Annotated in this window: 12 protein-coding genes; 5 read left to right on the plus strand and 7 right to left on the minus strand. The window is 70.1% G+C overall.

Features of this window, described 5'->3' with window-relative positions; all coding sequences use genetic code 11:
* Positions 1–14 precede the first annotated feature (14 nt).
* Positions 15–2,489, plus strand: coding sequence for an ATP-dependent DNA ligase (locus tag ACU6RU_RS06860; protein WP_446726187.1), 2,475 nt, complete (start codon positions 15–17; stop codon positions 2,487–2,489).
* Between the two features lie 594 nt (positions 2,490–3,083).
* On the opposite strand, the gene rdgB is transcribed toward ACU6RU_RS06860, so the two are convergent.
* Genes rdgB through murI form a run of 3 tightly spaced genes read right to left on the minus strand, consistent with a single transcriptional unit; the run spans position 3,084 to position 5,273 of the window.
* Positions 3,084–3,677 carry an RdgB/HAM1 family non-canonical purine NTP pyrophosphatase gene (rdgB, locus tag ACU6RU_RS06865; protein WP_446726188.1) on the minus strand — a complete coding sequence of 198 codons (594 nt, stop codon included), beginning with the start codon at positions 3,675–3,677 and terminating at the stop codon, positions 3,084–3,086.
* Complete coding sequence (gene rph, locus ACU6RU_RS06870; RefSeq protein ID WP_120262793.1) at positions 3,674–4,405, minus strand: ribonuclease PH; 732 nt, start codon at positions 4,403–4,405, stop codon at positions 3,674–3,676. The genes rdgB and rph overlap by 4 nt, the downstream gene beginning before the upstream one ends.
* 31 nt (positions 4,406–4,436) lie before the next feature.
* Positions 4,437–5,273 carry a glutamate racemase gene (gene murI / locus ACU6RU_RS06875; RefSeq protein ID WP_120264321.1) on the minus strand — a complete coding sequence of 279 codons (837 nt, stop codon included), beginning with the start codon at positions 5,271–5,273 and terminating at the stop codon, positions 4,437–4,439.
* Positions 5,274–5,351: 78 nt separating this feature from the next.
* On the opposite strand from murI, the gene ACU6RU_RS06880 reads away from it, so the two are divergent.
* Positions 5,352–6,686: a nicotinate phosphoribosyltransferase gene (locus ACU6RU_RS06880; protein ID WP_446726189.1), complete on the plus strand. Its 1,335-nt coding sequence runs from the start codon at positions 5,352–5,354 to the stop codon at positions 6,684–6,686.
* A gap of 62 nt (positions 6,687–6,748) precedes the next feature.
* Here ACU6RU_RS06880 and ACU6RU_RS06885 read toward each other — a convergent pair whose 3' ends face one another.
* From ACU6RU_RS06885 to ACU6RU_RS06895, 3 genes are read right to left on the minus strand one after another with little or no spacing between them, the layout of a single operon-like run.
* Entirely contained in the window at positions 6,749–7,015 is a 267-nt protein-coding gene (locus ACU6RU_RS06885; protein WP_023951164.1) for a DUF3039 domain-containing protein, read from the minus strand.
* 23 nt (positions 7,016–7,038) lie between these two features.
* Positions 7,039–8,574, minus strand: a complete 1,536-nt coding sequence (locus tag ACU6RU_RS06890; protein ID WP_446726190.1) for a hypothetical protein — start codon at positions 8,572–8,574, stop codon at positions 7,039–7,041.
* Positions 8,550–10,283: an ATP-binding cassette domain-containing protein gene (locus ACU6RU_RS06895; protein WP_446726191.1), complete on the minus strand. Its 1,734-nt coding sequence runs from the start codon at positions 10,281–10,283 to the stop codon at positions 8,550–8,552. Before ACU6RU_RS06895 ends, ACU6RU_RS06890 begins: the two co-directional genes overlap by 25 nt.
* Before the next feature lie 206 nt (positions 10,284–10,489).
* Here ACU6RU_RS06895 and ACU6RU_RS06900 point away from each other — a divergent pair, with 206 nt between their 5' ends.
* The 3 genes from ACU6RU_RS06900 to ACU6RU_RS06910 are packed head-to-tail and all read left to right on the plus strand — an operon-like array spanning position 10,490 to position 12,381.
* A complete protein-coding gene (locus tag ACU6RU_RS06900) occupies positions 10,490–11,182 on the plus strand; it encodes a phosphocholine cytidylyltransferase family protein (RefSeq protein WP_120262796.1) in 693 nt (230 codons plus the stop codon).
* Between the two features lie 36 nt (positions 11,183–11,218).
* On the plus strand, positions 11,219–12,163 hold the full coding sequence (locus tag ACU6RU_RS06905; protein WP_446726192.1) for a hypothetical protein: 945 nt from the start codon (positions 11,219–11,221) through the stop codon (positions 12,161–12,163).
* The gene (locus tag ACU6RU_RS06910; protein WP_289331324.1) at positions 12,160–12,381 is read left to right on the plus strand and encodes an SCO4848 family membrane protein; all 222 of its coding nucleotides are present in this window, start codon (positions 12,160–12,162) and stop codon (positions 12,379–12,381) included. Before ACU6RU_RS06905 ends, ACU6RU_RS06910 begins: the two co-directional genes overlap by 4 nt.
* A gap of 18 nt (positions 12,382–12,399) precedes the next feature.
* Here ACU6RU_RS06910 and ACU6RU_RS06915 read toward each other — a convergent pair whose 3' ends face one another.
* A complete protein-coding gene (locus ACU6RU_RS06915; RefSeq protein ID WP_289331323.1) occupies positions 12,400–13,668 on the minus strand; it encodes a CDP-glycerol glycerophosphotransferase family protein in 1,269 nt (422 codons plus the stop codon).
* Positions 13,669–13,671 lie beyond the last annotated feature (3 nt).

Raw genomic sequence — 13,671 nt, forward strand, 5'->3', positions numbered from 1 at the left:
AATACCCTGTCGGCATGGCAGGAGAGCAGACGGTGCAGGTCGACGGCCGCCGGCTGCGCCTGTCGAACCTCGACAAGGTGCTCTACCCGCGGACCGGGACGACGAAGGGCGAGGTGATCGACTACTTCTCGCGCATCGCGCCCTTGATGCTGCCGCACCTCGACCGGCGTCCGGTGACGCGCAAGCGCTGGCCCGAGGGCGTCGACCAGCCCGACTTCTTCGCGAAAGACCTCGAACGCGGCGCCCCCTCGTGGCTCCCCCGCATGCCCATCGACCACTCCACCGGCGCGAAGGACTATCCGCTCGTCGAGGAGGTGGCAGCGCTGGTCTACCTCGCGCAGGTCGCGAGCCTCGAACTGCACGTCCCCCAGTGGCGCTTCACCGACGCGGGCGAGCGCGGTGCACCCGACCGACTCGTCCTCGATCTCGATCCGGGGCCGGGAGTCGGCCTGGCCGAATGCGCCGAGGTCGCGCGGTGGGTGCGCAGCATCCTGTCGGACATGGGAATGGAGCTGTTTCCCGTGACGAGCGGCAGTAAGGGCATCCATCTGTATGCCCCGCTCGCCGCCGCGCAGACGAGCGAACAGGCCTCGGCTTTCGCGAAAGAGCTCGCCCGGGCCCTGGAGGCCGACCACCCCGACCTCGTCATCAGTCAGATGAACCGCAGCGCCCGCGCCGGCAAGGTCTTCCTCGACTGGAGCCAGAACAACGGCTCGAAGACCACCATCGCGCCCTACTCGCTCCGCGGGCGAGACGAACCCACGGTCGCTGCACCACGCACATGGGACGAGCTCGAAGACCCGTCCCTTCGTCACCTGCGCTTCGACGAGGTTCTCGAGCGCGCCGTCGACCTCGGCGACCCACTGGCGCCGCTCGCGCCCCGTCGCACCGCGCCGCTAGCGCCCTACCTCGCGAAAAGGTCGGCGGAGCGAACACCCGAGCCCATGCCCGACGCCGTGTCGGTCGCGGCAGGCGGTGTCTCCGGCGCCGGTGCCGCAGACAGGCCGAGGTTCGTCATCCAGGAGCATCACGCGCGACGCCTGCACTACGACCTGCGCCTGGAACGGGACGGCGTGCTGGTCAGCTGGGCGGTGCCCCGCGGCATCCCCGAGACGACCGAGCGCAATCATCTCGCCGTGATGACCGAACCCCATCCCATGGAGTACCTGAGCTTCCACGGCGAGATCCCCGCCGGCGAGTACGGCGCGGGAACGATGACGATCTGGGACACCGGCGTCTACGACCTCGAGAAGTGGCGTGAAAACGAGATCATCATCACACTCCACGGCACGCCCGGCGGAGCCGCTTCCGACGCTCGCCTCGTTCTCATCCGCACCGGCGGATCGGGTGAGAAGTCGCAGTGGCTGCTGCACCGGATGAAGACGGAGGCTGCCAGCGCGAAGCCGGGCGCCACGCCGTCTGCGGCATCCGGCAGGTCTGGCTCCGAGGCCGGGCCCGAAGCCGAACCCGAAGCCGAAGCCGAAGCCGATGACACGGCATCGGGCCCGGCCAGCCTGCCGGCTCCCATGCTGGCCGTCTCGTCATCTCCGGGAACCGCGCGAGCGACGGCGGAGCGGTGGGGGCCGTGGGTCGAGTTCAAATGGGACGGTGTTCGGGCGATCGCGCACTGGGACGGCGAGCGGATGCGGCTGTGCGCGCGCAGCGGCACCGACATCACGTCCCGCTATCCCGAACTCACGGGCGACGACGCGGATCTCGGACTCGGTGACACACCTCTCGTGCTCGACGGTGAGATCGTCGCGCTTGACGAGTCCGGACGTCCGAGCTTTCCTCTCCTGCAGAACCGCATGCACCTGACCAAGGCGCGCGACATCGCCCGAGAGCGCGACCGCACACCCGCGGACTTCTTCGTCTTCGACCTGCTGCAGCACGGCTCCCGCGATGTGACCGCACTGCCGCTGCGCGAGCGTCGTCGGCTCCTTGAGTCCGCGGTCAGGGACGCGAAGCCGCCGCTCACGGTGCCGCCCGTGACCGACGACCTCGACGCTGCGCTGGCCACCGCCCGCGAACTCGACCTCGAGGGCGCCGTCGTGAAGGACCCGTCGTCCCGGTATCGGGTCGGTGTCCGCTCCGACGAGTGGCTCAAGGTCAAGCTCACTCGGACGCAGGACGTCGTCGTCGGCGCCATCCGGCCAGGCAAGGGCTCGCGCCGAGGCGGCATCGGCTCTCTGCTGCTGGGCATTCCCGACGACGACGGCTCGCTGCAGTACGCCGGTCGCGTCGGTTCGGGATTCTCCGATGCCGAACTCGCCCGGCTCACCGCGGCCCTCGACCCGCTCCGCACCGACGAGAACCCGTTCGTCGGAATCCCCGCGGCCGACGCCTCCGACGCCCTGTGGGTGCGGCCCGAGCTCGTCGGAGAGGTCGAGTTCGCCGAGTTCACGCCCGGCGGCATCCTGCGCCACGCCCGGTGGCGGGGCCTCCGCCCCGATCGCGAGCCGGGCGACGTCCGCCGCGACGAGGGCTAGCCCTCCCGACGGTTCGGGTGGGCTCCGATGGACGTGCGGTGCCGTGCCGTGCCCTGCCGGGCCGTGCCGTGCCGTGCCGTGCCGTGCCGTGCCGTGCCGTGCCGTGCCGTGCCGCCGACAGGCTGAGCCGCGCATCAGGCCACTACTCGGGCCACACGACAGTCCTCAGCCTGTTGACGGGCCGTGCCGGGCCGTGCCGGGCCGTGACCTGCCTTGCCGTGCCCTGCCGGGCCGTGCCGTGCCGCCGACAGGCTGAGCCGCGCATCAGGCCACTACTCGGGCCACACGACAGTCCTCAGCCTGTTGACGGGCCGTGCGAAAGCCCACAGTGCCGACGGGGCACCGGGTATCGGGCACAAGGCACCGGGCAGCCCCGCGAAACTAAACGCCTCACGCTTACGGCAGGCTTGCGCCCACCCCATTGGCTTGGGTCAAGCCCGATCGTAGTCCCGTCCACAGGCTGAACGACGGCCGGAGGGCTTCCGCGCCGGTGATGCCGGGGCTCAGCCTGCAGACGGTGCCTGCAGACGGTGCCTGCAGACGGTGCGATGCAGACTTCGGACGCGAGGCGGGGGCGTACCGGCGAGGCCCCGCTCAGAGCGAGCGCAACAGCTCCGTGAGCGCGACGAAGGCTCGGGCGCGGTGGGATGCCGCGTTCTTCTCCGCCGCGGACCACTGCGCGACCGTGCGCGCGGGTTCCGGCTGGCCATCCGGCACGAAGACCGGGTCGTACCCGAAGCCGCCGTCGCCGGCGGCCTCGGTCGCGAGCCGGCCCGGCCAGACGCCCTCGACGACGTGCTCGGTGTCGCCGTCGACGAGGGCGATGACCGAGACGAACTGAGCCGTGCGTCGCGGGTCGGCGATGTCGGCGAGCTGATCGAGCAGCAGAGCCGTGTTGGCCGCGGCATCCTTCTTGTGGCCGGCCCAGTAGGCCGAGAAGGCACCGGGTGCTCCCCCGAGCGCATCGACGCAGATCCCCGAGTCGTCGGCAAGGGCCGGCAAGCCGGTGTGCGCCGCCGCGGCACGGGCCTTGATCAGCGCGTTCTCCGTGAAGGTGACGCCGTCCTCGACGGGCTCCGGCCCGTCGTACCCGATGACCTCCAGGTCGGGGCGGACGGCGGCGACGATCGCGTGGAACTCCTCGACCTTGTGCGGGTTGTGAGTCGCCAGGACGATACGGCCGGTCATGCCAGCGTCGCCGCCTGGATGTCGCGCAGCTGCGCGCAGCCGTTCACGCCGAGCTCGAGCAGCGCGTCGAGCTCGCGCTTGTCGAAGGGCGCCCCCTCAGCGGTGCCCTGCACCTCGACGAAGAGCCCCCGACCCGTGACCACGACGTTCATGTCGGTCTCGGCTCGGACGTCCTCGACGTACGCGAGATCGAGCATCGGCGTTCCGTCGATGATCCCCACCGACACCGCCGACACCGAGTCGACCAGCGGCACGGAGCGCTGTGCGATGAACTTCTGCGACCGGCCCCACTCGATCGCGTCGGCCAGCGCTACGTACGCTCCGGTGATCGCCGCGGTGCGGGTGCCACCGTCGGCCTGCAGAACGTCGCAGTCGATGACGATCGTGTTCTCACCGAGCGCCTTGGTGTCGACGACAGCGCGCAGAGCGCGACCGATCAGGCGCGAGATCTCGTGCGTCCGACCACCGACCTTGCCCTTGATCGACTCGCGGTCGTTCCGGCTGTTCGTCGCCCGCGGGAGCATGGCGTACTCCGCCGTGACCCACCCCTTGCCCTTGCCGGTGAGCCAGCGCGGCACCCCGTTGGTGAACGAGGCGGTACACAGCACCTTCGTGCCGCCGAAGCTCACAAGAGCCGATCCCTCGGCGTGGGCGCTCCAGCCCCGCTCGATGGTCACGGTGCGGAGCTGGTCGGCGGTGCGGCCGTCGGCGCGCAGGGAATCGGTCATGAAGAGTCTCCGATCGGAGGGCGGGTGAGGGTCAGGATGCGGGCGGAGCGAGCTTCGGCAAGACGATGGCGCCCGTCTGGACCAGACGCACCGACGGCACGCCTCGGCCCATGAGCCGGTCGGCGAGGTCGAGGAAGTCGTCGCCGGAATCGCCCGTCGCCTCGTAGACATGACGAGGCACGGCGTCGTCGTTCGCGAGGAGACCGCCGGACACGAGCTGCCGGTAGACGTCCTTCGCCGTCTCGGAGTCGCTCGAGACCAGGGCGACGTCGGGTCCCATGACGTAACTGATCGCGCCCTCGAGGAACGGGTAGTGGGTGCAACCGAGGACGAGGGTGTCGACGCCCGCTTCGCGCAGCGGCGCGAGGTAGTCCTCGGCGACCGCCAGCACTTCGGGTGACTGGGTGATGCCGGCCTCGACGAACTCGACGAACCGGGGGCAGGATGCCGCGAAGACCTCGAGACGCTCGTTCACTTCGAGCATGTCCTGGTAGGCGCGCGACGCGATCGTGCCGACCGTGCCGATGACGCCGATGCGACCGTTGCGGGTGGTGGAGATCGCGGCGCGGACCGCGGGGTTGATGACCTCGACCACCGGCACGTCGTAACGCTCACGTGCGTCGCGGAGCAGCGCTGCGGAGGCGGTGTTGCACGCGATGACGAGCATCTTCACGCCCTCGTCGACGAGCGTGTCGAGCACCTCCAGTCCGTAGCGACGGACGTCGGCGATGGGCTTGGGCCCGTAGGGCGAGTGGGCCGTGTCACCGATGTAGAGCAGCGACTCGCGGGGCAGGAGCTGCGAGATCGCCCGCGCCACAGTGAGCCCGCCGACACCCGAGTCGAAGATTCCGATGGGCGCGTCGTTCACGATCATCGAGCCTACCTGGCGTCGCGGCCGCGGCATCCCGTGACGGTGACGGAATGCCGCGTCGCTACAGTGGCACTCATGGCCTCCAGCGCTCTGCTCACCGACCGTTACGAGATCACGATGCTGCAGGCCGCGCTGCGCGACGGCACGGCGGATCGGCGCTGCGTTTTCGAGGTCTTCGCGCGACGGCTGCCCGGCGGCCGCCGGTTCGGCGTGGTCGCGGGCACCGGACGACTGCTCGAGGAGATCGAGGACTTCCGTTTCGGCGACGATGAGCTGGCGTTCCTCCGCGATCACGGGGCGCTCGACGAGCAGACCCTCGCATGGCTCGCCGACTATCGCTTCACCGGCACGATCACCGGATACCGCGAGGGCGAGCTCTACTTCCCCGGTTCACCGGTCCTGACCGTCGAGGGGACGTTCGCGGAGGCCGTCGTGCTCGAGACCCTTGTGCTCAGCATCCTCAACTACGACTCCGCCGTCGCCACCGCCGCTGCACGCATGGCGATCGCCGCGGGCGACCGTCCGCTCGCCGAGATGGGGTCGCGCCGTGCGCACGAGCGCAGCGCCGTCGCCGCCGCCCGCGCCGCGCACATCGCCGGATTCGGCGCGACGAGCAACCTCGAGGCGGGACGGACGTGGGGCATCCCCACGATGGGCACCGCCGCGCATGCCTGGACGCTGCTCCACGACAGCGAGGAGGAGGCCTTCCGCAGCCAGATCGACGCGCTCGGGGTCGACACGACCTTGCTGATCGACACCTACGACATCACCGAGGGAGTCGCGACGGCCGTACGGGTGGCGGGAACGGACCTCGGCGGAGTGCGGATCGACTCCGGCGACCTCCCCACCGTCGCCGCGGACGTCCGCGCGCAGCTCGACGCGCTGGGCGCCCACGGCACGCGCATCACGGTCACGAGCGACCTCGATGAATACGCGATCGCGGCGCTCGCGGCATCCCCCGTCGATTCCTACGGAGTCGGGACATCGCTCGTCACGGGCTCGGGCACCCCGACTGCAGGCATGGTCTACAAGCTGGTCGCGCGGCAGAACGACGACGGATCATGGCTCTCCGTGGCGAAGGCTTCCGCCGACAAGGTGTCGCACGGCGGTCGCAAGACGGCGTTCCGAGCCCTCGTCGGCGGTACCGCCAAGGAGGAGGTCGTGGTGGTGTCCGATGGATTCGAGCCCCTCGACACGCCCGCTGAGCACCCCGACGCTCGCGCACTGCAGACGATGCTGTTCGCGGATGGCCGGGCGGTCGGCGACTGGATCGGTGCCGCCGGCGTGCGGGCCGCCCGCGCCCACCACGCCAGCGTGATCGAGGAGATGCCGGTTCGAGCTCTCGCACTCAGCCGCTCCGAACCCGCGATCCCGACGGTCTACCACGCCGAAAACGCACCGCCTCGCTGAGAGTGCACCTTTGACGGTGCGTTCTCGGCGGGACGGTGCGTTTTCGCGAGATCGGCGACGCGTCAGCGCGTCATCGACTCGTAGATCTCCTTGCATGTGGGGCAGACCGGGAACTTCTCGGGGTCGCGACCCGGAGTCCACTTCTTGCCGCAGAGCGCACGCACGGGCTTGCCGGTGATCGCCGACTCGAGGATCTTGTCCTTCTTGACGTAATGCGAGAACCGCTCGTGGTCGCCCGGCTCGATCGTCTCCTCGCGGATGAGCTCTTCGAGCTCACGGTCGAGGGTCGCGAGACCGCCCTGGTCGGGAGAATCGAGAGGAGTGCTCATGCCGGAATTCTATCGGCGAACGGTCAGGTCGTCTCGGCGAATGCCATCAGCCGATCGCCACGCCGATCGAAGAGCAGCCCACCGACGAGGATCCCGGCGGTGAGCACCACGATTCCGACGCCCACACCGGTGCCGAGCGCCCACCACTGCGCCTGCGCCTCCCCCAACGCGAACTGCCAGGACCACCACAGTGCCGGCGCCGCGGCGAGAAGCGCCCCGACGAGCACGGCCCCCTGGGCGAGCCCACCGCCGGTGCGCTGGGGCTGCTGGAACGGGCTGTCGCCATGGCGGGCTACCGCGTACGGCGCGAGCACGGACGACACCGACGAAAGACCGAGACCGCCGAGCAGCAGCGCGGAGCAGACGCCCACCATCGCCGGCAGCACACCCCAATCGCCGTGGATGCCGATGCCGACCGGGATCGCGATGGCAAGCAGCGGCACCGCGACGAGAAGCAGCGGAACCAGGCGCCCGACTCGATCCGAGGCACCCCGCACCGCACTGGAGATATGCAGCCACACGGCCGAACCGTCGTAGGCGAGGTCGTTGTGGACGACCCAGCCGAGAAGGAGCGCGATCAGCGGCGCGGGGATCAGGGCCGCGACCTCATGGGGCACGCCGACGATGAGGAGGGGCACGACCGCGACGACGGCGGCGACCGGGATGATCGCGATGTCGACGAGATACCGGGGATCGCGCAGCCAGTACACGAGGGAACGCGCCGCGACGGCCCCGCCGGGTGTACCGGGCGTGACGGTGAACCATCCGAGTCCGCGGCGCTCCCGCACCGATACGGGCCGCTCGGTGCGGGTCAGCATGCGCCGCACGATCAGGATCCAAGCGGCAGCCAGCGCCAGGGCCGTCAGGACAGCGACGAGCACGACCACCGGGCGCGGATCGAGCGGGAGCACCCACGCGGCCCCGATGGGGGTGACCGCGAGCGTCTCGACGGCGGCGAGCAGAGGGCTCGGAACGCCCTCGTCCCAGTTCAACGAGGCGAGGAAGACCGCGACGGGGATCGCGACGACAGCGATGCCGAGCAGGAGCAGAGTCGTCAGCTCGCGTGAACGGCGGTCCGCCAGCACGAGAGCGGCGATTCCGAGAGCCACCCGGGCGAGGAGGAGTTGAGTGACGACGATCAGCGCCGCGCCGAAGCTGGCCGCGACCGGGTCGACGCCGTGAGCGACCCAGGTGAGCGCGACGGCGACCGAGATCGCGATCATGGCGGCCGACGGCAGACTCAGCGGGCTGGCGACGGCCGTCGCAGCGGCCACGAGCCGCCAGTCACGGCCTGTCACGATGAAGGCTCGCGGGTCGAGCGGGTCGCGGACGGGCGTCACCAGCGGCACCAGAGCGAAGCATGCCGACACAGCCGCCCCGCCTACCGCGAGCACCACCAGGGCGCTCGCCAGTGGCGCATCCTGCAGACGCCAGAGCGCGAGGACGATCGCCCCGACGAGGATCACGGCGGCCGCGAGCGCCGCGAATGCGCGGGCGCGGTGGAACCGCAGTGCCCCGACCAGGACGTCGAACCTCAGTCGGAGAACGTGTGCAACCATTCGAGGCCCTCCACCGCGCTGGTCCCGCCCGCAAGCTCGAGGAACCGTTCCTCGAGCGTGCGACCGTCGCGTACCTCATCGACCGTTCCCGCCGCGAGGATCCGCCCGCCCACGACGACGGCGACGCCCGAGCAGGCGCGCTGAACGAGCTCCATGCCATGGCTCGAGAGGATGACGGTGCCGCCGTGTGCGACGTACTTCTGCAGGATGTCGAGGATGACGGCGCTCGAGACGGGGTCGACCGACTCGAAGGGCTCGTCGAGCACCAGCAAGCGCGGCGCGTGGATCATGGCTCCAGCGAGCATGACCTTCTTGGTCATACCGGCGGAGTAATCGGAGACACTGCGCCCGAGCGCGTCGGTCAGGTCGAACGCCGAGGCGAGGTCTGCGATGCGGTTCTCGACGACGGCGGGCTTCAGCCCGCGCAGGACGCCGTAGTAGTAGAGGAGTTGACGGCCGGAGAGACGGTCGAATGTACGGAGCCGGTCGGGCAGCACCCCCATCTGCCGCTTCGCGGCAGCCGGGGCGCGGCGGATGTCGACTCCCGCGATCTCGACCGAGCCTTCGTCGGGTCGCAGAAGGCCCGCGATCATCGACAGCGTGGTCGTCTTTCCGGCACCGTTCGGTCCCACGAGCCCGTAGAAGGATCCCGCCGGGATCTCGAGGTCGATGCGGTCGACGGCACGCGCCTCGCCGTAGGTCTTGGTGACGCCGCGCAGACGCAGCGCCGGAGCGCTCGACGCGAGGTCGGCCGGCATCCGCTCGTGCGACCCGTCGCTCATCGCGACCGCGCCGGCCCCGACCACGTCGAGGGCCTCGTCGTCGTCCACGGGTGCGTCGTCCACGGGCGGCGCGTCGACGGTTGCGGCTTCTGGCTCCGCTGCGAGGACCGTTTCGACGTCAGCGACGACCTCGTCGGCAACGGCGTCGCCAGCCGCGGCCGGGGGCTCCGGCAGGGGCTCGCGTTCGGGTTCTTCCTCCGGGACCACCGACGCGTCGAGTTCCGGGGCCACCGCCGCCTCATGTGCCGGCGGTTCCTCCAAGATCGTCTCCGCTTCGTGCGCCCGTTCCTGTTCCGGGGCGACCAGCTGTTCGAGCTGCGGCTCCGGCTGTTCCGCCGTCTCGACCTCGGGCTCGGGCTCGGGCTCCACGTCGGGCTCGAGCGGGGTCTCATCCGCGGTGTCCAGCTCGGGCTCGGCCGTGGCGGGGCCTACCGCACCACCCACGACCTCGTCATCCGATGCCGCGGTGTCCGATGCTGCTGTGTCCGATGCCACGTCGGCCGATGCCACGTCGGCCGCACCCCCGTCATCCGCGATCACGTCGGCGGCGATCGTGTCTTCCGCCCCGACACTCTCTGTCTCAGGCGGCTCGGGCGGGGCGACGAACGCGGCCGCCGCGACGGCCGCCGGGATCTCGGGCTTGGGCGGCGTTGCCGCCGAGGGCGCGCTCGTGCTTCGGGGCTTACGCGGCGTCTTCTTCGCACCGGCGGTGCCCTGCGAGCGGGGCTTCCGCGGCTTCGGCGTTCGCGGCGCGCTCGTCGGAGGGGTCGTCGTCGTGCCGTCCTGCGAGCCCGAACCGGGCGTCACCGTGGGCCCGAGCCCGGCAGCCGCGACCTCGGCGGGGATGTCGGGAAGAGGCGGCACGGAGGTATCGACAGGCGACGCGACACGCTGTTCGTGCTGGGGGGCGGCTGAGTCGTCTGTCACCCCCCAAACCTATCAAGCAGGCCATCCGCGGCGAGGCGCCGCGTCATGAAGGAACACCGAGAATCGCGCTACCAGCAAGGTCACGAAAGCGCAACGGCTCCGGGTGTCCGGGCGACCTCCCAGAAGGGCTCGCTACCATGAAAAACGCTGTCCCGGGATGTCACCCCGGTGAATACTGATCTAACTCGTAACTTCAGGAGATTCTCGTGGCCCTTCAGATCGTGATCCTCGCTGCCGGGATGGGCTCCCGCCTGGGCCGCTCCCTCCCCAAGCCGCTCACCGAGCTGAACGACGGCCGCAGCATCATGCAGCAGCAGCACGACAACATCCGTGCAGCCTTCGGCGACGACGCCCGCATCACCACGGTGGTCGGTTACCGCGCCGAGACGATCGTCGACGCGTTCCCGGATGTCGACTACGTCTACAACGCCCGTTACGACGAGACCAACACCTCGCAGAGCCTGTTGCGCGCCCTCAAGGCCTCGGGACGCGGGGGTGTCCTGTGGATGAACGGCGACGTCGTCTTCGACCCCCGCGTGCTCGGCCGCGCTGTCGCACTCATCGAGCGCGATCAGTCGTTCGTCACCGTGAACACCGCGAAGGTGAGCGACGAAGAGGTCAAGTACACCGTCGGCGGCGACGGGTTCATCACGGAGCTCTCGAAGACGGTCCGCGGCGGAATCGGCGAAGCGGTCGGCATCAACTACATCTCGAGCCGCGACAAGAAGGCGCTCATCGCGCAGCTCGGCCGCGTCGATGACCAGGACTACTTCGAGCGCGGGCTCGAGCTCGCCATCGCCGAGAACGGTCTGCGGCTCGAGCCGATGGACATCTCCGACCTGTACGCGGTCGAGGTCGACTTCGCCGAGGACCTCGAGCGCGCCAACCTGTACGTCTGATCGCGCCGTGCCCCGCCCGGGGCGCGAGAGGATGTTATGGCCCGCAAGGTGCACCGCATCGATTCCCTCCCCGACGACGCTCCACGCCATGACGCGGGCGACGGCGACGCGGGGCGACACACGTTGACCGTCCGGACGCTCGACCGGCTGCTGGCCGTCCAGCGCCCCGTCGTGATCGCGCATCTGCGCGGCATCCGCCACCGGCATCCCGAGGCGACGACTGCGCAGATCGCGCAGATGCTCGAGCGCCGCTACCTCACCGCGGTCACCACGGGGGGCGCAGCCGTCGGTGCCACCGCGGTGATCCCCGGTATCGGGACGGCGACGACGCTCGCCCTCAGCGGCGTCGAGACGGCGGGGTTCCTCGAGGCCACGGCACTGTTCGCGCAGTCCCTCGCAGAGCTGCACGGCATCCCCGTCGACGATCCCGACCGCGCGCGGGCTCTGGTGCTCGCCCTCATGCTCGGCCGCGAGGGCGCCGACCTGGTGGGGCAGTTCGCGAAGCAGGCGAGTGGTCGGGGCGCGCCCCGCAGCTCCTACTGGGGCGAGCTCGTGACCTCGTCGCTCCCCCGCACGGCCGTCGGGCCGGTCCTGGACCGGCTCAAGCACGCGTTCCTGCGACGGTTCGCTGCCGCCGGTGGCGCGTCGGTCGTCGGGAAGGCTCTCCCGTTCGGCATCGGCGCGGCGATCGGTGGCACCGGCAACCACATCCTCGGTCGCCGGGTGATCTCCGGCGCACGCCGCGCATTCGGAGTCGTGCCTGCGAGCTTCCCCGCGGCACTCGAATCACGTGACGAAAATCAACCGATCGGACGAGGCGCGGGACCGATGGCACGGCGGATCAGCGGTGTCTTCGCCGAAGGCGGCCGCCAGATCGGCTCGTTCGCGTCTCGACCGTTCCGGCGTGGCGTGGCGCACGATTCGCGCACGGAGCCATCCAGCGGCCTCGACACCGACCTCGACGAGCGGAAGGAACCATGACCGCATTCCTGATCACGGTCCTGATCATCGGCGCCCTCTTCAACGTCGTCACCTGGCCGACGTTCCTGCGGCGGGTCGCGCGCGACCCGCGAGCGACCGATGAGCACGGCCGGCGCACCCGCTTCTTCACCGTGCACCTCGTCCTGGTAGTGATCGCGCTGGTACTCGCGGCGCTTTTCGTGCTGGGCGCCGTGCTGATCGGCGCCGGCGCGCACTGAGCCCGGATGACGCCGTGTTCAGGCGTCGTCGAACTCCGCCTCGTCGCGCTCGTCTGCCACGGTGACCGTGCGCGCGTCCCACTCCGCCCACCGATCCATCAGGAGTTCGATGGCCGCGTGGAAGCGCGCCGTCGCTGCACCAGGGGTGGTGTCGCCGAAGTAGTGACGAGACCACCCGCGCAGCCGTTCCGACGCCTCCGGGTCGTCGGCGACGCGGTCTGCGATCTCGACGATCGACGACGCCGACGTCGCCTCGAGCCAAGCGGCATCCGCGAGGTACCCGCCCGTGTCGACGAGAGCCGCCGGATCGGCGGGACGCGTCACGAGAAGGGGCTTGGCCACCGCCAAACGGTCGTAGATCATCGCCGAGATGTCGACGACGGCGAGGTCGGCGGCGGCCAGTTGCCAGCCCAGGTCGGGTCCGTCGTCATAGACGTGATGAGCGAGAGGGTCGGCGGCGTTGGCAGCGGCGATGGCCGCGACGATCCGTCGATGAGCATCACCGTAGGACGCATCCACCACACCGGACCGCGGGTGCGGCCGGTAGATCAGCCGGTGCCTCGGCGATGCGAGCACCGCCGCCGCGAGCGACTCGCCGTGCGAGGCGATGGAGCCGTAGTGGGCGGCGGGGCGGTCGCCCTCCCATGTCGGCGCGTAGAGGATGACGCGGCGGTCGTCCTCGGGATACGGAAGGTCTCCCGAGAAGTGATCCGCCTGCGGTCGTCCGATCGCGATCGTCCGCGCGTCGAGGTCGTAGTCCCAGAGGACCCGGCCCAGCCGCTCACGCGCGGCGTCGCCGGCGATCAGCGCGTAGTCGTAGGCCTTGAACTGGTTGGTGGTCATGTACATCTTGTCGGACTCGCCGTGGTTGATGAAGACGTGCCACCGGTGTCCGTAACGGAACATCTGGAAGTTCCGGGTGTTCTGGTTGACGTACAGCACTACGCGGATGTCCTGCGCCGCGACGACCGATTCGAGTGAACGCACCGAGGGCGCGAACAGGACGGGCAGGGCGCCGTCGGCGAGAAGCGCCTGCGCGCCGGTGGCACTGCGGCTGATGACGACGACCGGCCACTTCTCGGCGAGCAGCTGCAGTGGTTTGTACCACTGGCGCATCTGGTACATGTTCACATCGCCGTCCGCGAAATAGACCGCGATCCGGAAGTGTCCGGTCGACGGCTTCGGCGCACTGGCGAGAGAGCGCCGCACGTCGATGAACGCCGCCCGGTTCGACACAGCCCGCCGCACCAGGGTTACGGCTTTACGGACGTCCGCGATCATTCCCACCCC

This window comes from Microbacterium sp. F1-18 (assembly GCF_052921305.1).